The organism is Pseudomonas sp. MPDS, from assembly GCF_013283895.1.
GTDB classification, from domain to species: Bacteria; Pseudomonadota; Gammaproteobacteria; order Pseudomonadales; family Pseudomonadaceae; genus Aquipseudomonas; species Aquipseudomonas rhizophila.
This window is the reverse complement of the sequence record NZ_CP054128.1, coordinates 420,423-443,783: the sequence shown is the minus strand read 5'-3', so window position 1 is coordinate 443,783 and position 23,361 is coordinate 420,423. Positions and strand designations below refer to the sequence as shown.

General features: G+C 60.4%; 17 protein-coding genes. 9 read left to right on the top strand and 8 right to left on the bottom strand.

Annotation, left to right across the window (positions count from 1 at the left end):
• Window positions 1-193 precede the first annotated feature (193 nt).
• Window positions 194-1,198, bottom strand: a complete 1,005-nt coding sequence (locus tag HQ912_RS01880; protein WP_047226721.1) for a phosphate ABC transporter substrate-binding protein PstS family protein — start codon at window positions 1,196-1,198, stop codon at window positions 194-196.
• Window positions 1,199-1,428: 230 nt separating this feature from the next.
• Window positions 1,429-2,727, bottom strand: coding sequence for an MFS transporter (locus tag HQ912_RS01875; protein WP_173406391.1), 1,299 nt, complete (start codon window positions 2,725-2,727; stop codon window positions 1,429-1,431).
• Between the two features lie 362 nt (window positions 2,728-3,089).
• Between HQ912_RS01875 and HQ912_RS01870 the strand changes: the two genes are divergently transcribed.
• Entirely contained in the window at window positions 3,090-3,494 is a 405-nt protein-coding gene (locus HQ912_RS01870) for an acyl-CoA thioesterase (protein WP_003177184.1), read from the top strand.
• A 57-nt stretch (window positions 3,495-3,551) separates the two neighbouring features.
• A complete protein-coding gene (locus HQ912_RS01865; protein WP_047226719.1) occupies window positions 3,552-4,451 on the top strand; it encodes a D-hexose-6-phosphate mutarotase in 900 nt (299 codons plus the stop codon).
• Window positions 4,452-4,583: 132 nt separating this feature from the next.
• Here HQ912_RS01865 and HQ912_RS01860 read toward each other — a convergent pair whose 3' ends face one another.
• The 5 genes from HQ912_RS01860 to HQ912_RS01840 form a co-directional block, all read right to left on the bottom strand.
• The gene (locus tag HQ912_RS01860) at window positions 4,584-5,120 is read right to left on the bottom strand and encodes a DUF3299 domain-containing protein (protein WP_047226718.1); all 537 of its coding nucleotides are present in this window, start codon (window positions 5,118-5,120) and stop codon (window positions 4,584-4,586) included.
• A gap of 87 nt (window positions 5,121-5,207) precedes the next feature.
• The gene (locus tag HQ912_RS01855) at window positions 5,208-5,453 is read right to left on the bottom strand and encodes a GlsB/YeaQ/YmgE family stress response membrane protein (RefSeq protein ID WP_039593587.1); all 246 of its coding nucleotides are present in this window, start codon (window positions 5,451-5,453) and stop codon (window positions 5,208-5,210) included.
• A gap of 103 nt (window positions 5,454-5,556) precedes the next feature.
• The gene (locus HQ912_RS01850) at window positions 5,557-6,642 is read right to left on the bottom strand and encodes a 5-(carboxyamino)imidazole ribonucleotide synthase (RefSeq protein ID WP_047226717.1); all 1,086 of its coding nucleotides are present in this window, start codon (window positions 6,640-6,642) and stop codon (window positions 5,557-5,559) included.
• A gap of 12 nt (window positions 6,643-6,654) precedes the next feature.
• Window positions 6,655-7,146, bottom strand: coding sequence for a 5-(carboxyamino)imidazole ribonucleotide mutase (gene purE / locus HQ912_RS01845; RefSeq protein ID WP_003196369.1), 492 nt, complete (start codon window positions 7,144-7,146; stop codon window positions 6,655-6,657).
• A gap of 335 nt (window positions 7,147-7,481) precedes the next feature.
• Window positions 7,482-8,399, bottom strand: coding sequence for a LysR substrate-binding domain-containing protein (locus HQ912_RS01840; RefSeq protein ID WP_047226716.1), 918 nt, complete (start codon window positions 8,397-8,399; stop codon window positions 7,482-7,484).
• 181 nt (window positions 8,400-8,580) lie between these two features.
• Between HQ912_RS01840 and aspA the strand changes: the two genes are divergently transcribed.
• From aspA to HQ912_RS01805, 7 genes are all read left to right on the top strand, one after another.
• Entirely contained in the window at window positions 8,581-10,005 is a 1,425-nt protein-coding gene (gene aspA / locus HQ912_RS01835; protein WP_025216214.1) for an aspartate ammonia-lyase, read from the top strand.
• Window positions 10,006-10,497: 492 nt separating this feature from the next.
• The gene (locus tag HQ912_RS01830; protein ID WP_047226715.1) at window positions 10,498-11,949 is read left to right on the top strand and encodes an alanine/glycine:cation symporter family protein; all 1,452 of its coding nucleotides are present in this window, start codon (window positions 10,498-10,500) and stop codon (window positions 11,947-11,949) included.
• 131 nt (window positions 11,950-12,080) lie between these two features.
• Window positions 12,081-13,085: an asparaginase gene (locus HQ912_RS01825; RefSeq protein WP_047226714.1), complete on the top strand. Its 1,005-nt coding sequence runs from the start codon at window positions 12,081-12,083 to the stop codon at window positions 13,083-13,085.
• A 234-nt stretch (window positions 13,086-13,319) separates the two neighbouring features.
• Window positions 13,320-14,312: an AraC family transcriptional regulator gene (locus HQ912_RS01820; RefSeq protein WP_047226713.1), complete on the top strand. Its 993-nt coding sequence runs from the start codon at window positions 13,320-13,322 to the stop codon at window positions 14,310-14,312.
• 405 nt (window positions 14,313-14,717) lie between these two features.
• A complete protein-coding gene (locus HQ912_RS01815; RefSeq protein ID WP_173406390.1) occupies window positions 14,718-15,749 on the top strand; it encodes a histone deacetylase family protein in 1,032 nt (343 codons plus the stop codon).
• A gap of 12 nt (window positions 15,750-15,761) precedes the next feature.
• Window positions 15,762-16,862, top strand: a complete 1,101-nt coding sequence (locus HQ912_RS01810; protein WP_173406389.1) for a polyamine ABC transporter substrate-binding protein — start codon at window positions 15,762-15,764, stop codon at window positions 16,860-16,862.
• A gap of 433 nt (window positions 16,863-17,295) precedes the next feature.
• Window positions 17,296-21,615 (top strand): dermonecrotic toxin domain-containing protein, encoded by a 4,320-nt coding sequence (locus tag HQ912_RS01805; RefSeq protein WP_260990061.1) that lies wholly within the window; start codon window positions 17,296-17,298, stop codon window positions 21,613-21,615.
• Window positions 21,616-21,739: 124 nt separating this feature from the next.
• Here HQ912_RS01805 and HQ912_RS01800 read toward each other — a convergent pair whose 3' ends face one another.
• The gene (locus HQ912_RS01800; RefSeq protein ID WP_173406387.1) at window positions 21,740-23,290 is read right to left on the bottom strand and encodes a PLP-dependent aminotransferase family protein; all 1,551 of its coding nucleotides are present in this window, start codon (window positions 23,288-23,290) and stop codon (window positions 21,740-21,742) included.
• Between the last annotated feature and the right edge of the window lie 71 nt (window positions 23,291-23,361).

Below are 23,361 nucleotides of genomic sequence, written 5' to 3'. Positions count from 1 at the left end.
TATGACAGAAAGATGACAATGCAGTGACGCAACAAATCCGCCGCCCGTGAATACCGGCAGCGGACAGAAATTGGGGTGTGGGGGGCTTGCTCGGGATGGGGTCATCACATTCAAACCTCAATGTTGACTGACCTACCGCTATCGCGAGCAAGCTCGCTCCCACAAAAGCCCGGGTGTGGCCCGGGCTCAGGTATTACTTCTTGGCGACGTTGGAGCCTTCGCCTTCGGACAGACCCAGGTCAGCCAGGGCCTTGGCGGCAACCTTGGCTGGCAGTGGGATGTAGCCGTCCTTGACCACAACTTCCTGACCTTGCTTGGACAGAACCAGCTTCAGGAACTCGGCTTCCAGCGGGGCCAGAGGCTTGTTCGGAGCCTTGTTGATGTAAACGTAGAGGAAACGCGACAGTGGGTACTTGCCGTTCAGGGTGTTTTCTTCGGTGTCTTCGATGAACTCGCCGCCTTCTTTCTTGGCAAGAGCAACGGTTTTCACGCTGGCGGTCTTGTAGCCGATGCCCGAGTAGCCAACGCCGTTGAGCGAGCTGCTGATGGACTGTACAACCGACGCCGAACCAGGCTGTTCATTGACGTTGGACTTGTAGTCGCCTTTGCACAGGGCTTCTTCTTTGAAGTAGCCGTAGGTGCCGGATACCGAGTTACGACCGAACAGCTGGATTGGCTTGTTGGCCAGGTCACCGGTCACGCCCAGGTCACCCCAGGTCTTGACGTCAGCCTTGGCGCCGCACAGGCGGGTCGACGAGAAAATTGCATCGACCTGAGCCATGGTCAGGCCTTTGATCGGGTTGTCCTTGTGTACGAACACAGCCAGGGCGTCCACGGCCACTGGAACAGCAGTAGGCTTGTAACCGTATTTGGTTTCGAAGGCCTGCAGCTCGTTGTCCTTCATCTTGCGGCTCATCGGGCCCAGGTTGGAGGTGCCTTCGGTCAGAGCAGGTGGCGCAGTGGAAGAACCGGCGGCCTGAATCTGGATATTTACGTTCGGGTATTCTTTCTTGTAGTTCTCGGCCCACAGGGTCATCAGGTTGGCCAGAGTATCGGAGCCGACGCTGGACAGGTTGCCCGACACACCGGTGGTCTTGGTGTAGCTCGGGATGGCTGGGTCGACAGCGGCAACCGCGTGGGCGGTCGCAACGCCAGCGGCGACAAAGGTCATTGCCGTCATCAAACGCTTCAGTTTCATGCCTTACTCCTAGCAGATAGGTGTGTTAAGTCGGCCAAGTATCGGTAAGCCGTGTGAACACTCTATGGCTGAAATATGACAATTGGATGAAAGGCCATTATTGAGATTTAAAAGACGATCGAGCAGGCCCAATCGCGAGCAGGCTTGCTCCCACAGGGGATGTGCGGTGAACGCAGATCCGGTGTGGGAGCGAGCCTGCTCGCGATGAAGTCAATACAGTCAATAACTGCTTAACGACCTTCCTTCCAGAGATACGCCCCCACCGCAATCCCGATACCGCAGATAACCGCCACGTAATAGGCCGGCCCCATCGGGCTTTCCTTGAGCAGCAAAGTGACGATCATCGGAGTCAGGCCGCCGAAGATTGCATAGGCCAGGTTGTAGGAGAACGACAGGCCGCTGAAGCGCACCACGGCCGGAAACGCCTTGACCATGACATAGGGCACCGCGCCGATGGTGCCCACCAGCAGCCCGCTCAGGGCATAGAGCGGAAAGAGCCAGTCGGGGTGGTTGAACAGGCTGTGGTAGAAGGTCCAGGAGGTGATCAACAGCAACGCGCTGCCGAACACGAACACTCGCCCGGCACCGAAGCGGTCGGCCAGCACGCCCGAGCCGATGCAGCCAAAGCTCAGGGATACGATCGCCAGGCTGTTGGCCTGCAACGCGGTGGTCGGGCTGAAGTGATACACCGTTTGCAGCACGGTCGGGGTCATCAGGATGATCACGATGATGCCGGCCGACAGCAGCCAGGTCAGCAACATCGAAAGGGCAATGGCGCCACGATGATCACGCAGCACCGCTCGCAACGGTACTTCCGCAGCCAGGGCCTTGCGCAGTTGCAGCTCGGCGAATATCGGGGTTTCGTGCAGCCAACGGCGCAGGTACACCGAGAACAGGCCGAACACACCCCCCATCAGGAACGGAATCCGCCAGGCGTAATCCGCGACCTCCACCGGCGTATAGATGCTGTTGATGGCCGTGGCCACCAACGAACCCAGCAAAATCCCCACGGTCAGGCCACACGTCAGCGTGCCGCAGGCGTAGCCGATGTGGCGCGCCGGAACGTGCTCGGAAACGAACACCCAGGCTCCCGGCACCTCACCACCAATGGCCGCGCCCTGGATCACGCGCATCAGCAACAGCAGAATCGGCGCCCACATGCCTATCTGGGCATAGGTCGGCAGCAACCCCATGATGAGGGTCGGCACGGCCATCATGAAAATGCTCAAGGTGAACATTTTCTTGCGTCCCAGCAGGTCACCGAAGTGAGCCATGATGATCCCGCCCAGCGGCCGGGCCAGATAACCGGCGGCAAAAATGCCGAACGTCTGCATCAAGCGCAGCCACTCAGGCATTTCGGCGGGGAAGAACAATTTGCCAACCACGGTGGCGAAGAACACGAAAATGATGAAATCGTAGAACTCCAGCGCACCGCCCAAGGCAGAAAGCGACAGGGTCTTGTAATCGTTACGGGTCAACGGACGAGCCGATTGAACGGGTGTCGCCGTGCTCGAAGGCGCAGTGGTCATGGCAAGGGCTTCTCTTATAGTCAGTTCTGCAACCCCGGACAACGGTGGGCAGGCTCGGCACGATAGCAAATTGTTCAAAAAAGCACATAGAGGTGCGTAATTGACAGTCAAAATCGGAACCGGGTGGTCGTCTCGACGTCTATCGCTCGATATACTCGCAACCTTGCAACACTCTGTAAGGGGTTGCTGTGCGAAAACGTCGTTGGTGGCGTAGTAACCTGCCAGCCGGTTTCGCAGAGTTTCCCTTTGGCACGCCTTTACGAAAAACGTGACGAACGCATGTTCGGGCTGAATCGTTTTTTTCAAAGACGGCTATTCACCTGATACATAAGACAGAGTTACGGGTCAGAGGCACCCCCGGCATGATAGAGCTCGAACAGGAAGATCCAATCCCGCAAGGCGACCTGGCCCTGCAAATCACCGCGCTTCCCCGCGAAACCAACGGCTTTGGCGATATTTTCGGCGGCTGGCTGGTTTCCCAGATGGACTTGGCCGGCACGGCCATGGCCAGCAAAGTGGCCGGTGGACGCGTGGCCACCGTGGCGATCGACCGCATGGCATTTCTGGTGCCGGTGGCCGTGGGTGCCCAGCTGTCTTTTTATACCCAAGCGCTGGAGATCGGCCGCAGTTCGATCCAGATGATGGTCGAGGTCTGGAGTGACGATCCGCTGTCCAGCGAATGGCGCAAGGTCACCGAGGCGGTGTTTGTGTTCGTCGCCATCGATGGCAGTGGCCGTACCCGCTCGGTTCCGCCGCGCGCCCGTTAAACACGGGGGCCGTTTTGCGGTCCATTGCAGTTCATGTTCCTGAGCGAGACTTGCAGTATGCCTACGCCCCATGTCGAAGCCGTCAAACTGGATGAACTGAACGGCTGGCGCATCCGCCACGGTCAGGCCGAGTTGCTGGTGGCCCAGCAAGGCGCGCACATCCTCAGCTATCAGGTCGACGGCCAGCCGCCGCTGATCTGGCTCAACGACCAGGCAACGTTCAAGGCGGGCAAGAGCATCCGTGCCGGGGTGCCGGTGTGCTGGCCGTGGTTCGGCAACCTGACGCGCAACCCCGACAGCGTGCAGGCCATGCGCGTGAGCAACGATCCGGCCACCGCTCACGGCCTGGTGCGGGCCATGGATTGGGAGCTCAAGGGCATCGAAGCCCAGGGCGAGAGCCTGAAAGTGGAATTCGTGCTGCCCTACCCCGAAAACGGCCTCTCGGGCTGGCCCCATCAGGTGGACCTGACGCTGACTATCGTGATGGACGAGCAGTTGCACATCCACCTCACCAGCCATAACCGCGGCAGCGAAACCGTCAGCCTGAGCCAGGCGCTGCACAGTTACTTCGCTGTCAGTGACGTGCGCAACGTGCATGTCGAAGGCGTGGATGGCTTGCGTTATATCGAAACACTGGACGACTGGAATACCGTGACCCAGGCCGGCGATCTGCACTTTGCCGGCGAGACTGATCGCATCTATCTCGATACCCCAGCGAAGCTGAGCATCGTTGACCCGCACTGGGAACGACGCATCGAACTGACCAGCAGCGGTTCACGCTCGGCGGTGATCTGGAACCCCTGGACCGAACGCGCCAAGGCCTTCAGCGACATGGCCGACGATGGCTGGCAGCGCATGCTGTGTATCGAGACGGCGAACGTGATGGACGATGTGGTAACGCTGTTGCCGCAGGCCAGTCATACCCTCGGGGTGAGCATCGGTAGCAAGCCGCTCTAAGCCACACCACAAAACTTTGTGGAACGAGCCTGCTCGCGATAGCGGACTGACCGTCAATATCGTTGAGACTGACCCACCGCTTCGCGAGCAGGCTCGCTCCCACATTGGGATTTGTATCAGGCCAGCCGGCCGTTACAGATCCGCCTCCTGCACCACCCTCACCTTTTCCGCTTCCATCGCGTACGCCGCACTGGCCAGGTCGTTGTCGACCTTTTCGATCTTCAGCGTGCCGGTCACCCAGAGCGGTGTGTAGATGTCGTCCAGCTTCAAACCCTTGGGATAGCGCACCAGCACCAGTTGATTGGGCGGTGGTGGCGGGACGTGAATGCAGGCGCCGGGGTAAGGCACCAGGAAGAACAACGTGCTGCGGCCCTTGGCGTCGGACTCCAGCGGCACCGGGTAGCCGCCCAGGCGGATATGCTGGTCGTTCATCGACGCCACGGTCTTGCTCGAATACATCACCGCCGGTAAGCCCTTGCTTTGTTTCAAGCCACCTTTTTCGGTGAAGGTGCCGCTGGCTTCGGGGGTGTTGTGGTCAATCTCGGGCATGGCCTCGAGGGCTTTCTGATCCGACTTGGGCATCAGTTCGAGCCAGTCGGTTTCCGGCAGTTCGGCGGCGTGGGCCAGGCCGCTGCCCAGCAGAAGGAGGGTCAAGACTAAACGGCGCATGAATGAGCTCGGCAATAAGTAGGAAGTACGACGCCGGGCATTCTAGCCCTCCCTGCGCGCCAACGCAGAGGGGGCTTTGTCACAGAATCAGTTTCTTTTGATCAGACCGTAGATCACCAGCAACACCACCGCGCCCACCAGGGCACCGATGAAACCGGCGCCTTCGCCAGCCTGGTAGATGCCCAGGGCCTGGCCGCCGTAAGTGGCTGCCAACGAACCGCCGATACCGAGCAGGATGGTCATGATCCAGCCCATGCTGTCATCGCCCGGTTTCAGGAAGCGCGCCAGCAGGCCCACGATCAAGCCGATAAAGATGGTTCCAATGATTCCCATGGCATTTCCCTCTGAGGTAAGTCGCTAGACCAAAGCCCGTTCGGGCTTTGGCACCTAGCCATCAGAGAAGTTAGCCGACCAATGGTTCCACCGACACTGAAGACTATTGTTCGGCGATCAGTGTCTCGACCTTGATGATCTGCTGGGCCAGCGTGGCCCGGTCAGCGCAGCGCAGGTTGGCGTGACCGACCTTGCGCCCGGCCTTGAACGCCTTGCCATAGTGATGCAGGTGGCAATCGGCAATCGCCAGGACTTTCTCGCTGTCCGGCACCTTGCCGATGAAGTTGAGCATCGCGCTTTCGCCGACTTTGGCGGTCGAGCCCAGCGGCAGCCCGGCCACCGCCCGCAGGTGGTTTTCAAACTGGCTGCATTCGGCGCCTTCGGTGGTCCAGTGCCCGGAGTTGTGCACGCGCGGGGCGATTTCATTGGCCTTGAGGCCGCCGTCCACTTCAAAGAACTCGAACGCCATCACGCCGACATAGTCCAGTTGCTTGAGCACCCGGCTGGAGTAGTCCTCGGCCAGGGCCTGCAGCGGATGATCGGTGCTGGCGACGGACAGCTTGAGAATGCCGTCCTTGTGGGTGTTGTGCACCAGCGGATAGAAACGGATTTCCCCGTCACGGGCCCGCACGGCGATCAACGAGACTTCCCCGGTGAACGGTACAAAACCTTCCAGCAGGCAGGCCACGCTGCCCAGCTCGGCGAACGTACCGGCCACATCCTCAGGATTGCGCAGGACTTTCTGGCCCTTGCCGTCGTAGCCCAGGGTGCGAGTCTTGAGGACGGCCGGCAGACCGATGGAAGCAACGGCGGCTTCCAGGTCGGCCTGGGACTGGATGTCGGCGAACGCGGGTGTAGGGATGCCCAGGTCCTTGAACATGTTCTTTTCGAACCAGCGGTCGCGGGCGATGCGCAAGGCTTCGGCACTCGGGTAGACCGGGACGAACTGGGACAGGAAGGCAACGGTTTCGGCAGGGACGCTCTCGAACTCGAAGGTCACCAGATCGACTTCATCGGCCAGTTGGCGCAAATGGTCCTGATCACCGTAGTCGGCCCGCAGGTGTTCACCCAGCGCGCTGGCGCAGGCGTCCGGCGCCGGATCGAGGAAAGCGAAGTTCATTCCCAGCGGCGTTCCCGCCAGGGCCAACATGCGACCCAACTGGCCGCCACCGATTACACCGATCTTCATTCGTCAACCACCTCAGGCAATGCGTGGGTCTGGATTGTCCAGGACGCTGTCTGTCTGCTCAGCACGGAATTTTTTCAGCACGGTATGAAATTGTGGGTGCTTGGCGCCCAGGATGCTCGCCGACAGCAGCGCCGCGTTGATCGCACCGGCCTTGCCGATGGCCAGGGTCGCGACCGGAATGCCGGCCGGCATCTGCACGATCGACAGCAGCGAATCGACGCCCGAGAGCATCGACGACTGCACCGGCACGCCCAGCACCGGCAGGTGGGTCTTGGCCGCACACATGCCTGGCAGGTGGGCCGCGCCACCGGCACCGGCGATGATCACCTCGATGCCACGCGCCTCAGCCTCTTCGGCGTACTGGAACAGCAGGTCCGGGGTGCGGTGGGCGGAGACCACTTTCACCTCGTAAGGGATGCCGAGCTTTTCCAGCATATCGGCGGTGTGGCTAAGGGTGGACCAATCGGACTTGGAGCCCATGATCACGCCAACCAGTGCACTCATCGTCGTGCCTCTTCTCTCTGGGCGCCCGCAGGCGCGTCAAAAAACAACAAGCCACGCAGGAAACCGGCGTGGCTTGTTGTACGAATTATGGCCGATCTGGACCGGCCGAAGGCCGCGCAGTATACCTCAATGAAATAGATAAACAGCCCCTGTCGCGACCATCTGTCATTTGTGGTTAAACGGCGGTTTTATTGACTCTCAGGTCAGCGAAAAAGCACCACAATTCCCCTGTGGGAGCGAGCCTGCTCGCGATAGCGGACTGACATTTAACATCATCGTTGCCTGACACACCGCTATCGCGAGCAAGCTCGCTCCCACAGAAGATCTTCGTGGTATCAGGTGCCAGTCACGCCTTGCGCCGCGCCGCCCTCGAGCTTGCGCCACAACAAGCGCACGTTGGCCTTGCGCACCAGCGCGCAGCGGTACAGGCGGATTTCCAGGGGCACGTGCCATTGCGCGCCGCCGCAGACCACCAGTTCGCCCCGAGCCAGTTCGGCGCGCACGCTCAGTTGTGGCACCCAGGCGATACCCAGGCCCTCCAGCGCCATGCTTTTGAGGCTGTCGGCCATGGCCGTTTCGTAAACCGTGGTGAAACGCAGGGCACGCTGGCGCAGCAACTGGTTCACCGAGCGTCCGAGAAATGCACCGGCGCTGTAGGCCAGCAAGGGCACGCTGGCCTCGCCTTCAAGGTCGAACAGCGGTTTGCCCTCAGCATCGGCGGCACACACCGGCAGCATTTCGGTCTGACCCAAGTGCAGCGAGGGGAAAATCTCCGGGTCCATTTGCATGGCCGAATCCGGGTCATAGAAGGCCAGCATCAGATCGCAACCCCCTTCACGCAACGCATGCACGGCGTCGCCGACGTTGGTCGCCACCAGCCGCGTGGCGATGTTCAAGCCTTCGTTGCGCAGTTGTGCAATCCAGCGCGGGAAGAAGCCCAGCGCCAGGGAGTGCGCGGCCGCCACTTGCATCACTTCGCCCTGCCCGCCTTCCAGATGGTGCAGATGACGCAGCACTTCACCCAGTTGCTCGACCACGGTGCGCGCCGTCACCAGGAACAACTGCCCCGCTGCTGTCAGTTCGATCGGTGTGCGAGAGCGGTTGACCAGGGTCAGCCCCAGCGCCGCTTCGAGGCTGCGGATGCGTCGGCTGAAGGCCGGTTGCGTCACGAAGCGCCGTTCGGCCGCCTGGGAAAAACTGCGAGTCGCGGCCAGGGCACTGAAGTCCTCGAGCCATTTGCTTTCTAGATTCATCACGTCCTCCCAAGGCACGCACCAAAACAGGTCACACGCTCGCCGTACCGTCGGCGTCACACCCGCATTATGCCGAATGTGCATAGGCCAGTGTTTAACAGCATTGGCCCTAATTTTTCTGAAAGCCTAGGATTCACAGCGTTCCGGCTCAGACCGGGTCCTTATCGAGATGATTTCTATCATGTCTTCCGCTGCATCATTCCGCACAGAAAAAGACCTGCTTGGCGTACTTGAAGTACCGGCGCAAGCGTATTACGGCATCCAGACCCTGCGAGCGGTGAATAACTTCCGTCTCTCCGGCGTCCCGATCTCGCATTACCCCAAGCTGGTGGTCGGTCTGGCAATGGTCAAACAGGCCGCCGCTGATGCCAACCGCGAGCTGGGCCAACTCAGCGAAGCCAAGCACGCCGCTATCAGCGAAGCCTGTGCACGACTGATCCGCGGCGATTTCCACGAAGAGTTCGTGGTGGACATGATCCAGGGCGGCGCTGGCACTTCAACCAACATGAATGCCAACGAAGTCATCGCCAACATTGCGTTGGAGGCCATGGGCCACAACAAAGGCGAATACCAGTACCTGCACCCCAACAACGACGTGAACATGGCGCAGTCCACCAACGACGCCTACCCGACCGCGATTCGCCTGGGTCTGCTGTTGGGTCACGACGCGTTGCTGGCCAGCCTCGACAGCCTGATCCAAGCCTTTGCCGCCAAGGGTGAAGAGTTCAGCCACGTCCTGAAAATGGGCCGCACCCAACTGCAGGACGCTGTGCCGATGACCCTCGGCCAGGAATTCCGCGCCTTCGCCACCACCCTGAGCGAAGACCTGGCACGCCTCAAAACCCTGGCGCCTGAACTGCTCACCGAAGTAAACCTGGGCGGCACCGCCATCGGCACCGGCATCAACGCCGATCCGCGCTATCAGGCCCTGGCCGTACAGCGCCTGGCAACCATCAGCGGCCAGCCGCTGGTACCGGCCGCCGACCTGATCGAAGCCACGTCCGACATGGGTGCCTTCGTACTGTTCTCCGGCATGCTCAAGCGCACCGCGGTCAAGCTGTCGAAGATTTGCAACGACCTGCGCCTGCTGTCCAGCGGTCCTCGCACCGGCATCAACGAGATCAACCTGCCGGCTCGCCAGCCAGGCAGCTCGATCATGCCGGGCAAGGTCAACCCGGTGATCCCCGAAGCGGTCAACCAGGTAGCGTTCCAGATCATCGGCAACGACCTGGCCCTGACCATCGCGGCCGAAGGCGGGCAACTGCAATTGAACGTGATGGAGCCGTTGATCGCCTTCAAGATCTTCGACTCGATCCGCCTGCTGCAACGGGCCATGGACATGCTGCGCGAACACTGCATCGTCGGCATCACCGCCAACGAAGCGCGCTGCCGCGAACTGGTCGAGCACTCGATCGGCCTGGTCACCGCCCTGAACCCGTACATCGGCTATGAAAATGCCACCCGTATCGCCCGTGTTGCGCTGGAAAGCGGCCGCGGCGTACTGGAACTGGTGCGCGAAGAAGGCTTGCTCGACGATGCCATGCTCGACGACATCCTGCGCCCCGAAAACATGATTGCTCCGCGTCTCGTCCCGCTGAAGGCGTGATCGACGCAATGACTGCTCACCAGGTCGAGGGACTAGACACCTCTCACCTTTTGAGGGCTTGGGGATTTATTCCCCAAGCCCTTTTTTTTAACTGATAGCTACAAACGATTAGAGAACCTGTAGGAGCGAGCCTGCTCGCGATAAACGATGACGCGCTGCCGTTTGAAAAAACCGCGTCGCCAGCCATCGCGAGCAGGCTCGCCCCCGCAAGAACCTGACCGCGAGGCCAGGTGATTCAAAGGTCCGTTTCGTCGCACGCACCACAATCGTGCAGACGGGCGCCGCACTGGTAGGTATAGTGCCGCCCCTCTTCGCGTGAGCGGTCGTCAGAAACGAGACCCCCAACACATGCGAAAACCGAACTAATAACAAACCCGCAATATGGACCGGGACGAAACATCGCCTCACCTGTTGTGCCGCGCGCCGACCGATGTAACACGATGTTTCCAAATGGCCAGCATTTGCTTAAACAAAAAACAGCGAGGAATACTCATGCTCGAAGTCATCAACGACTTCCTCTCAGGGAAAGTGCTGATCGTGCTCATTGTCGGGCTCGGTAGCTACTTCACGATCCGCTCGCGTTTCGTCCAGTTCCGCCACTTCTTTCACATGTTCGCGGTGTTCCGTGACAGCCTCAAAAGCAGCGCCGGTCAGCTCAGTTCCTTTCAGGCCCTGATGCTCAGCCTGGCCGGTCGTGTCGGCGCGGGCAACATCGCCGGTGTCGGCATCGCCGTCACCCTCGGCGGGCCCGGCGCGGTGTTCTGGATGTGGGTGACCGCGCTGGTCGGCATGTCCAGCAGCTTCTTCGAATGTTCCCTCGGCCAGCTCTACAAGCGCTGCGACGCCGAAGGCCAATTCCGTGGTGGCCCGTCCTATTACATCCAGCACGGCCTGCAGAAGCGCTGGCTGGGCATGATCATGGCGTTCCTGCTGCTGATCACCTTCGGCTTCGCCTTCAACGGCCTGCAGGCCCATGCCGTGACTCACTCGCTGAACAACGCTTTCGGTTTCGACACCACCTACACAGGCATTGGCCTGGCGGTGCTGTTGGGCCTGGTGTTCATCGGTGGGATCAAGCGCATCGCCAAGGTTGCTGACCTGCTGGTGCCGGTCAAAACCCTGGCGTACATCGGCGTCACCCTCTACGTGATCGTGCTGCAGTTCGATCAGGTGCCGGCCATGCTGACCACCATCGTCAAAAGCGCCTTCGGCCTTGACCAGGCCTTTGGCGGCCTGATCGGCAGCGCCATCGTCATGGGCGTCAAGCGTGGCGTGTTCGCCAACGAAGCGGGCCTGGGCAGTGCGCCAAACGTCGCAGCCGTGGCCTCGGTCGAGCACCCGGTGGCTCAGGGTGTGATTCAGGCGTTCAGCGTGTTCCTCGACACCTTTCTGATCTGCACCTGCACCGCGCTGCTGATCCTGCTGTCGGGCTTCTACACCCCGGGCTTCGAAGGTGACGGCATTGCCCTGACCCAGAACTCCCTCGCCGCCGTGGTGGGTGACTGGGGGCGGGTATTCATCTCCGTGGCCCTATCGCTGTTCGTGTTTACCTCGATCCTCTACAACTACTACCTGGGCGAGAACAACCTGCGCTTCATGGTCGGCGAAAACCGCAAGGTGCTGATCGGCTACCGCACCCTGGTACTGGTGTTGATCTTCTGGGGTGCCATCGAGAACCTCGGCACCGTGTTCGCCTTCGCCGACATCACCATGACCCTGCTGGCGTTCGTGAACCTGATCGCGCTGTTCCTGCTGTTCAAGGTCGGCATGCGCATCCTGCGTGACTACGATGACCAGCGTTCGGCCGGCATCAAGGTTCCGGTTTTCGATTCCAGCAAGTTCCCGGACCTGGATCTGGACCGCAAGGCCTGGCCAGCCAACCCTTCGGCACCGGTAGCCGCGCCTGGAAAGGCTTCGGCAGGCGTGGCCGCCGCGCAACGCTGATCGGTAGGCTGATTGGAAAAAGCCGGGCGCACCCTCTGCGCCCGGCGTGACACAGCGTAAGGTCGGCGTCATGCTCGACCTTATGTTGTGACAGCCCGATGAGCTGTCGCTTTCGTCCTCGGAGAACACCCATGAATTTCTCGACCTACCCTGCCGCCCAGCACGTCATGGTGCTCTACACCGGTGGCACCATCGGCATGCAGGCCAGCGCCCATGGTCTGGCCCCGGCATCCGGTTTCGAAGCACGGATGCGCGATTACCTGCACAGCCAACCCGAACTCGTCATCCCGCAATGGCGTTTTCGGGAAATGTCGCCGCTGATCGACAGCGCCAACATGACCCCGGCCTACTGGCAGCAACTGCGCGAAGCAGTGGTCGACGCCGTGGATGTACAGGGCTGCGACAGCGTATTGATCCTGCACGGCACCGATACGCTGGCCTACAGCGCGGCCGCCATGAGCTTCCAGTTACTCGGCCTGCATGCGCGGGTGTGTTTCACCGGCTCCATGTTGCCCGCCGGCGTGACCGACAGCGATGCCTGGGAAAACCTCAGTGGCGCGCTGGTCGCCCTCGGCCAGGGGCTGGCGCCGGGTGTGCATCTGTATTTCCACGGCGAGCTATTGGCCCCGACCCGTTGCGCCAAGGTGCGCAGCTTCGGTCGCCATCCGTTCAAACGCCTGGAGCGTCAGGGCGGTGGCATCAAGGCAACCTCGCTGCCGGCACAGCTCAATTACGACCAGCCCAAGCAACTGGCGAACGTCGCGGCGCTGCCGCTGTTTCCCGGCATCAGCGCCGAAATTCTCGATGGCCTGCTGGGCAGCGGCATCCAGGGCCTGGTGCTGGAATGCTACGGCAGCGGCACCGGCCCGAGCGACAACCCGGCCTTCCTCGCCAGCCTCGAGCGGGCGCGGGACAGCGGCGTGGTGGTCGTGGCCGTGACTCAATGCCATGAAGGTGGCGTCGAGCTGGATATATACGAGGCCGGCAGCCGTTTGCGGGGCGCTGGCGTGCTGTCCGGCGGCGGCATGACCCGCGAAGCCGCGCTCGGCAAGTTGCAGGCGTTGATCGGCGCCGGGCTGCCGGTGGATGAGGTTCGCCGGCTGGTTGAGCTGGATCTGTGTGGCGAACTCACCTAATTCAAGCCGGGCATCAACTTGTGGCGAGGGGATTTATCCCCGCTGGGGTGCGGAGCGCCCCCACTGCCTCAACGCCGCGCTTTATCAGATAGAACTCAGGGGGGCCGCTGCGCGGCCCAACGGGGATAAATCCCCCTCGCCACAGATAAATTCCTTTGCCGCTGTGGTTCATGCTGAAAAACCGCCCGGCACACAACTTGCTCCATTTCCAGCCTCCTCCGGCCGGAAACGAACATGCTTCACTCCCACCTGACCACACTCAACGCCGTCTCCCTGGTACTCAATACCTTCAAGCACGAAGGCCTGCCCAGTGATGCATTGCTGACCGGCAGCGGCATCAGCGCGGCGGATCTGAGCCGGGCCGACACGCGCATCACCACCAATCAGGAGATGCAGGTCTGCGCCAATGCCGTGGCCCTCAAGCGCGACATCGGCCTGGAACTGGGCTTGCGCATGCACGTGTCGTCCTACGGGATGCTGGGGTATGCCCTGCTCAGCAGTGCCACTTTGGGTGACGCTTTGCGTTTGGCGCTGCGCTATCCGGCGCTATTGGGAACACTCTTCGACCTGCATCTGGAAGAAGGCCATGAAACGGTCTGGCTCAGCGCCAGCGATTATCGGGAGAACCCGGCCCTGGCGGTGTTCAACGCCGAGTTCTGCATGGTTTCGCTCAAAGTCATCTGCAACGACCTGCTCGGCCAGACGCTGCCCCTGCGCGCGGCGCGCTTCGAACATTCGGCGCCCGATTACCAGGCGCGCTACGCAGCGCTTTTCGACTGCCCGGTGCGTTTCGACAGCATCGATAACGCGTTCGCCTTCGACCGTCACTGGCTGGAACAACCGCTGCCCCTGGCCGACCCCATCACCCACCACGCCATGGCCGAACGCTGCCGTCGGCAGAACACCGAGTTCACCGGTCGCCAGGCCTGGCTGGGGCGGATTCGCCAACTGCTCAGTGCACAATTGAACGCCGCTCCTGGCCTGGAAGGCTTGGCAGAACAAATGAACTGCTCGTCGCGCACCTTGCGTCGTCACCTCAAAAATATGGGCTGCAGCTATCAAGAACTGCTCGACGAACTGCGCTTCGAACGGGCCAAGCAGATGCTGTGCGAGGATAAATTGCCGATCTATCAGATTGCCGAAATGCTCGGCTTCAGCGAAACCGCCAGTTTTCGACATGCCTTTGTGCGCTGGAGTGGGGTGGCGCCGAGTCAGTTCAGGTCCTGAGCTTTCGTTAATCGCCGCTTTCACGCACAACACCTAACCCTGTGGGAGCAAGGCTTGCCCGCGATGGCGTCCGCTCAGACACATCCGGCGTCCTAAAGGCTGACGCCAGGCAGACCGCAACAACCGGTCTACGACGGCTGCGCCGCCGAGCGGGAGCAAGCTCCCTCGCCACGGACCTCTTACATCCGTTAGACCAGGCTGCAATGTGCCGCCGCCATCGCGAGCAAGCTCGCTCCCACAGGGGTTCCATGCCCCAACCCCGCGCACACCCGCGCCACCAAGGGGCGATTTACGGTCAAACCTTTTGGCCATTTCGATCCCCTTTTGGCCTCTCCTGCCGTTCTCTGAAACGCCGCACACCGCAAGACTGTGTTCAAACCGACCAGCCTTGCGGAGAACAAAAAAATGCTGACGATCTATTCAGACGATCACCACCTGCACCACGGGCGTTGCGAGTTGATGGACGGGCAATTGATGCCCTGCTTCGAGATGCCGTCCCGGGCCGATCATGTGTTGGAGCGGGTCAAGGCGCGGGGACTGGGGCCGGTGGAGGCGCCGCAGGATTTTGGCCTGGGGCCGATCCAGCGCATCCACAGCGCGGCGTATCTGGAATTTTTCAAAGGTGCTTGGGACCGCTGGGCCAAGTACAACCGCGAGGGCGATTTGTTGCCCTTCACCTGGCCGGCGCGGACCTTTCGCACGGTCATACCCACGAGCCTGCACGGCCAGTTGGGTTATTACAGTTTCGACGCCGGCGCGCCGATTACCGCCGGCACTTGGCAGGCAGCCTACAGCGCCGCGCAAGTCGCCCTCACCGCCCAGGCCGAGATCCAGCGCGGCGCCCGCAGTGCCTTTGCCTTGTGCCGTCCACCGGGGCACCACGCCGCCGGCGACTTGATGGGCGGCTATTGCTACCTCAACAACGCCGCCATCGCCGCCCAGGCTTTTCTCGACCAGGGCCATAAGAAGGTCGCGATCCTTGATGTGGATTACCACCACGGCAACGGCACTCAGTCGATTTTCTACGAGCGCAGCGACGTGCTGTTCGCTTCAATTCACGGCCACCCGGAAGCCGAGTTTCCGTTCTTCCTCGGTTACGCCGACGAGTACGGTGAAGGCGCCGGTGAGGGCTTCAACTTCAACTATCCTCTGCCGGCCGGTTCAGGCTGGGACACATGGAGCGCGGCGCTGGAACAGGCATGCGGGCAGATCCAAGGCTACGACGCCGATGTCATCGTGGTGTCCCTGGGCGTGGACACCTTCAAGGACGACCCGATCTCGCAGTTCAAGCTCGACAGCCCGGATTACCTGGCGATGGGCAAACGCATCGCGGCGCTCGGCAAGCCGACGCTGTTCGTGATGGAAGGCGGCTACGCGGTGGCAGAAATCGGCATCAATGCCGTGAACGTTCTCGAAGGTTTTCAAAGCGCCCAATGAGGAAATAACAGCATGAACAGACTCAAGCGTTTGATGGTTCCCAGCCTGTGCGCCGCGCTGCTGTGCGGCGCTGCCCAGGCCGAAGAGCGCACCCTGCGTGTCTACAACTGGTTCGACTACATCACGCCCAAGGCCCTGGACGATTTCAAGGCGCAGAACAGCCAGGTCAAGCTGGTCTACGACATCTTCGACACCAACGAAGCGCTGGAGGCCAAGCTGCTGACCGGCAATTCCGGCTACGACGTGGTGGTGCCGTCCAACGTGTTCCTGGCCAAGCAGATCGAGGCCGGGGTGTTCCAGCCCCTGGACCGCAGCAAACTGCCAAACTGGAACCACCTCGATCCCAAGCTGATGAAGCTGATCGAAGCCAACGACCCCGGCAACAAATTCGCCGTGCCCTACATGTACGGCACCATCCTGATCGGTTTCAATCCGGACAAAATCAAAGCTGCCCTGGGTGACAACGCGCCGGTGGACAGCTGGGACCTGATCTTCAAGGAAGAGAACATCAGCAAGCTCAAGCAGTGCGGCGTGGCGCTGCTCGACTCACCGTCGGAGATCCTGCCCCTGGCCTTGCAGCACCTGGGCCTGGACCCCAACAGCAAGCAACCGGCGGACTATGCCAAGGCCGAAGCGCTGCTGATGAAGATCCGCCCGCACATCACCTATTTCCACTCGTCCAAGTACATGGCCGACATCGCCAACGGCGATATCTGCGTGGCGGTCGGTTACTCCGGTAGCTTCTCCCAGGCGGCCAACCGCGCCAAGGATGCCAAGAACGGCGTGACCGTGGACATGCGCCTGCCCAAGGAAGGCGCGCCGATCTGGTTCGACATGCTCGCCATCCCTAAAGGGGCGAAAAATCCGGACGACGCTTACACCTTCATCAATTATTTGCTGCAACCGGAGGTAATCGCACCGGTCAGCGATTTCGTTGGCTATCCGAACCCCAACAAGGACGCCACCGAAATGGTCGACCCGGCGATCCGCAGCAACCCCAACCTGTATCCGACCGAGGCGGCGATGGCTACGCTCTACACCTTGCAACCGTTGCCCAGGGACGCCGAGCGCGCGCGGACGCGGGCCTGGACCCGGATTAAATCCGGCCAGTAAAGGCTCTGCGGCAAGGGGTTTATTCCCAACCGGGCATTGTCAGGCGGCCTATACATAGTTACCACCTTCCCTGTCTTGTACCTCCCTAGCATGGAATCCCCGAAGCATTCAGCGGCGGGGATTCCACCTATCGCAAGACAGGGAGCGTCAGATGACCAGAACCTCTACAACCACGAACACTACACCTGAAGCCAGCCTCAAGAATGCTGTGCTCAACCAGCTACTCGCAGGGCCTACCTCCCCGGAAGTTGCCGCCGTGCTCCTGCGCAGGGCCCTCAAGAAAATGTATCCGACACTGGACCTCGATCCGCTCAACACAGTCGTTGGCGAGCCTCGCTGGGACATTGTCGACGGCGAAATCCTGGAACTGCCCACCCGTTACGAAACCCTCAGCGATATGGTGGCCGAACGAGTAGGCGCGAGCGATTCGACCATGCTGATCGAAGGCGTGCACTTTTTGACTCAGCTACCGATCAGCACCCCGGAGGTGCATCTGCCGGTACGTATCGAACAGATCGGAGCCCTGATCAACGAACTGGAGCCCGTCATGTTGTCCGCCTGCCAGGAACAACAACTGGCGTACTGGAACGCGCCAGTGGGCACATCCGGACCACGCTGGCATGAGCTCTCCAGAACGCTGCGCAAGATCTGGGACGTCAAAGAGGTCAATGGCTGGACCGCGACTGAGTGCGACATGGCCAGGCAATTGTTCCTTTACCCCAACCCGGAGGACCGCAAGCAACATGATCGCTACGACACTCACGCGTACCTGATCGACATCGATGAAGTTGACGGGACCAAAGTGAGCCGCCTGAATGAAAACTCGTTGGTGGTACTGATCGGAACCATCGCCAGCAAAGAGGTCATCCTTACGTACTCGCTGCGCGACAGCTATAAAAAATTCGATTCACAGCAAGCGCTGGGGCAATTTCTCCCGACGCAACTGGACACCACGTTCCGCAAGAAAATCCAGTGGCGGCTGTATGAGCCCACCGGCAACATCTTCGATCAAAAGGCCTGCGGCCTGATCGCCATGCAGGTCAAGATCCTCGGTTCCCCCAGCTTTCTGAAAAAAATTGCATCCATCGAAGACGAACAGCCAGTGACCAGCGGGCTGGACGCAGAAAAAGGTCTTGGCGCGACGTGGTTCGATAAAAAGATCCCCGACTGGCTGCTGGCAGCGTCGATATCCGATCAGATTCTGTTCGCCCAGCACATGAAAAACCTTTCGGCGTTGAGCAGTTCCCATGCCGGCAAGACCTACCTGGACGATATTGCTCCTATCAAGGAGTTTGCCTTGAACGCCCTCAAGAAGCAGATGCAAGCGGACCATGCCGACGCTGCGACACTCGATCCGGAAAAAATCGAGATCCAGATTCGCAGCCTCGTGGCCTGGGGGTCTTTTATCGTTCCGGGCAAATTCGAGACCACCCGGTTCAATCTCGTTGAGCTGGCCTTGCAAAACCTGATTGCACTGCCCCTGGGCAACAAAACCGTCAGGTCCCTCACCGGCAAGGTGTTGCCCACCTGGATGACGACCGACTACATCGAAACCCTGATCACCAAAATCGATATCGGTCGCGTCTATCCCGATCTGGTGAAGAGCAAACTGCTCGACGATCCGACCGAATCGGCCCGCCGCGAAGAGTTGTACACCTCCCAGTTGCGCATTCAACTGCCCATGCTGGCGCTGGAGGGAAAGATCCGAGGGCGTGGGAACATCGACGAACGAGGTTACCGTTATGTCGCCGCACTGATGGAGCCGGAGGAAGCCGATCGCAAGGTCGACGGACAACCCATCGTCTTGCGCAGGCTGGCCTTCATATCCCAACAGAAACTGATCCCCTCGGAAGACATCGTGACCAATATGTTCGTGATCGGTCCGAAGAATCCAGACGCCGGTCCCTGCCTGCTTTATCGACCGCTGCTTGAGCCGCAGTTGTGCCAGTACCCCTCCTCCAGCAACCTGTTGTATGCGATCAGGCAAATCCCTGAATTGCGCCAATCGGTCCTGGCCTGGCTGCCCGATGAGGTGCGCAGCAATTACAGCCGATACATTTTCTCGGGCCCGCTGCCCTCACCCTGGGTCATCGTTGAGTTTGCGACGGACCCTTTTACATCATGGCTCGATAGCGCCCCCGTCGGTTTGAGCGAAAAAAACCTGGGCCCCGATTTCCTGCCACTGTTGTTCAAGGCCAATGCCAATGCCCTGGTCGAGCTTGCAGACCGGCAATCGGTCTCGAACAGCGAAACCCGCTGGAGTACGTTCAAGCAGGCAGGCTGGCTGATTTTCAACTTGGCCCTGCCTTATCTGGGCGCTGCCGTGGGCACCGCCGTCTGGCTCTGGCAAATTCTGGATGACATTGAAACGCTGATGCAGGACAGCGAACACGCCAACGACCAAGCCACATGGGAGGCATTCGTCGACCTGCTGCTGAACCTGGCCATGGCGATCACCACCCACGCTATCGACCATGCCAGAGAAGGCACACGCAGTCGCAGGGCAGCGGCGCCGGAGGTGTTAGAGGAGCCGGTCAAGCTGGTTAAACCCAAGCTCATTATCGAAAAACTCGCGCCCTCCACCGCTAAGCAACCGCACCCCGAACACTATGAGTCCATCCATTCCAGCGGTGCCTTGACAGGCAAATCGGGAGAGGGTGCCAAGCTCCTTGAGAGTTTCAGTGTCGACGCGCCCGAAACACCAGGGCAGGCCCATACCGATGGCATGTCCAAAGGGCTCTATCAACGACAGGGGCGGTGGTACGCCAAAGTGGGAGAAAAATGGTTCAACGTGCTGATGGTGGGCGATAAGGTCTGCGTCGTCGACGGGAAGAATCCCTCGCGCCTGGGCCCTCCCCTGAGGCTGGATGTACACGGCAATTGGCATATCGACATCCGTCTGCGCCTGCGCGGAACGGGCTCAAAAGGTGCGATGGAAAAAGTCATCGCCGACACTCACCGCCGCAGCGTTCAACTGCTGGCCGAACTGAACCGCTTCGAAGAAAAAAAACCGGAGCACCAGGCACTGCTGACAATGAATGCGCAAGAATTGAACAGCGCCTCGGGCTCCGCCAAGGAGACCAAGCGCAACGTTTACTTGAGCACCTTGAAAACCCAGCGCGAAAGCTATGAAGAAGCGCTGAACATACTGACGCAATGGCCCGTCTTCCAATCAAGACCCGACGCGCCTAAAGCCAGGCTTGGCTACCTGAACGCACAGATCAACTTCACGTTCGAAGAGATAGACGCGCTGAAAGAGCGGTTTACCCCTGCCCTGAGAACAGCCATGGACATGGCCACCACCGGCGTCGCGGTCGTGGAGCAGCAGCACGTCGATGCAGCCGAAAGCATGATCCGGGTCGGCGAGGATATGAACGAGCGCCTGGATTACATGGAGACCCGTTTTTCCAGGCTCAAGATACTGGGGCGTGAAGGTTTTGAGTTTATCCGGCAGCACCGTGGAAGAATGCCGACCTACAAGAGCGACGGTATTCGTCTTATCCAGTTGGACATGTATCGCCACCTCTGCCTGTCGCTCGACAGCATCAATACAGTGCCCGAAGGTTGGGCCGTCATTAACCAACTGGTTGATAGCGCCACGATCGCCTTCCAAAGCCTGCACGACGCCATCGAGGAACGCAGCGTGATCCGGCTGGATGAGCAAATCGATGCATTTGGCAGTCTCACGGAACAGTTCACCGCCCTTGAAGAACAACTCGAATACGTGGGCACTGAATACAAGGACAGCGCCCGGCCGGCCGAACTCAATCGGCTGAACAAGCAGATCGGCGGCCTGAAAAAACGGGCACTGCAACATTTGGCCCAGGCCCTGGATGAGAGAAGCAACCGGCGCAGCATGGGCAACCCTTACGAGCCACGCCCCAGGTTCAGGAAGAAGTTCATCAGGGCACGCTTTTGGGGCCTTGTCAGTGGTGAGCCTCGTTTAACGAAAATGCAGGAAGAAACCGATTGGGTCGATGTGAAGAACCCGGTCACGGACAAGATCATCGCCACCTTCCACCGCAAGGGAACCGGTGAGTGGGTGCCCCATGCGCTCGCCGACACGCCGCAGATCGTCCCGCCACTGGCAACCAGCCTCGCAAAGGGCCAAGCCCTGATCGATGGGCTGGAGGCGTTCCAGGCGCAGGTCGAGGAGCACATGAATGCGCCAGGCCGATCGCCCACCGGTCTCGGAATGATCCTGAACGCCCATGCAAACAGGATGGAGAAAGTCGGCATTGCAATCAAAAAGGCAGTGGACAGTGCCTCGAACGAAACCGTTGAAGTGTCAGTAAAACAAAAGCGTACCGCCGAAGCCCTGCGCATGGCACTCAAGACGCAAGCGAAGGCCCTGTACGAGGAAGCCTTCGATGCCGTACTGAATGTCATCAAACATCGCCCTCCGACCATGGATGGCGTCATTTGGCTTAAAAGCCGCAACCGTATTTCCATCACCAAACTAAAGAACCGACAAAAAAACAAAGGCCCTCTTCGCGGCTATCTCGACCGGTATGAGATCAGGGACGTGAAGGAAAACAAAACGCTTTGGTTTGCCGATTTCCGTTACTCCACCGACTGGGTCCCCGCCCACGCCTACCTTTCCGGTCGCTTGAAAACACCGGAACAAGTCAACAAGGGAGCACGCGCCGACGCCACCCAGGATCTCACCCAGCGTCAATTGATCGATCTTTACCGCAGCGAAATTGCGGTGGATCAGGCCAGGGAAGTGTTCTTTCCAAAGCGGCCCTCATAACGGTCAGGGTCTGAATCTGTGGGAGCGGGCTTGCTCGCGAAAGCGGTGGATCAGCCAGCCGCCATGTTGGATGCGCCCACGTCTTCGCGAGCAGGCTCGCTCCCACAGGGATTGTGCCAGGCGCTCAGCCTCCTGTTCTCCAGGCCTTGGCCAGGCTCGCCAGCGCGGTGCCAATCGCTGCTGGCGGGACGGCCGCGAACCCCAGCACCAGCCCGGCTCGCACTGGCGTCGTTGTGGTGGGCAACCAATAGCCACTCAAGCCATTGATTTCGACACCGGCATGGGTCGCTCGGGCTATTAGCTCTTGCTCACGCTCGACGCTGTCCACCGGCACAGTGACGTGCAGGCCCGCCACCACCGTGGGCATGGCGCCAACCCCTGGAACCGCCTTCGGCCAGCCGGCCAGCAGCGCGTCACGCCGGGCCAGGGCGGCCCGGCGCATACGCCTGATGTGCCGCTGGAAATGCCCGGCGGCCATGAATTCGGCCATCACCGCCTGGGTACTGACTTCAGAGTGGCGTACATCCACCGCGCGACGTCGGGCGAAGGCGTCTACCAGGCCGGGTGGCAACACGAGATAACCCAGGCGCAAGGCCGGGAACGCGACTTTGCCGAACGTCCCGACATAAAGAACCCGCCCCTGGCGATCCAGTGCAGCCAGAGGCGCCAGCGGCGCACCGCTGTAGCGATACTCGCCGTCATAGTCATCCTCGACGATCCAGCCATTATTGCGCTCGGCCCAAGTCAGCAGCTCCAAGCGCCGCGCAAGGCTCATGACGACCCCGGTCGGGTATTGATGGGACGGCGTGACATAAGCCAGCCGACAGTGGTTCAACGTACCCAGCGCCGCGCAATCCAGACCATCGCCATCCACGGGCACCCCTCTGACCTCGGCACCGGCGACAGAGAACGCATGCCCGGCGGCGCGATAGCCGGGGTTTTCCACAGCCACGACGTCACCCGGGTCCACCAGTAGCTGTGCACAAAGGCTAATGCCCTGCTGAGCTCCGCTGGTGATCACAATTTGTTCAGCTGTGCAGTGCAGGCCTCGGGAGCTGCGCAGATACGCTGCGATAAGACCACGCAAGCGCATATCCCCTTGGGAATCGCCATAGCACAGTTGTTGCAGATCCGGCTTGCGCCAGAAAGCCGCATTCAGCTTGGCCCAAACCTCGAAAGGAAACAGATCGAACGCCGGAACACCGACCCGAAATGCCCTTGGCGGACCCAGGGGTGGTTGGGGCAAATGGTGCTTTTCGACCCGTTCCCATGCACCACTGTGGATAACTTTACTGGATGGACCCACAGGTAAATCCAGCCAATCTGTGGATAAACCAGTGGATAAGCCTGTTGAAAAGCCTGTGGATACTTTTGTGGATATGTTTTTCAGCGGCAGGGCCGTCGACGACAGTTTTGCCACATAAGTGCCGTCACCGACCCGTCCCTCGATGAAACCCTCGGCGTAGAGCTGGTCATAGGCCCGCACCACGCTATTGCGGGAAATCGCCAAGGCCGCCGCCAGATCGCGACTGGCCGGCAGACGCGTACCGCTGGCCAACCGCCCATCCAGCACCCGCATACGCAAAGCCTGGTAAAGCTGGCGACTGAGCCCCTGGCGGCGGTCCAGCTCAATGCCTGCGGGGTTGAACGACAGTGGCGGCACGGCATTGTTCATGAGCGCCCTCGCAAATGGACCTATCGAATTGGTCATAAGTGGCTCTTACAACAGACCAATAGCCTGCCTAG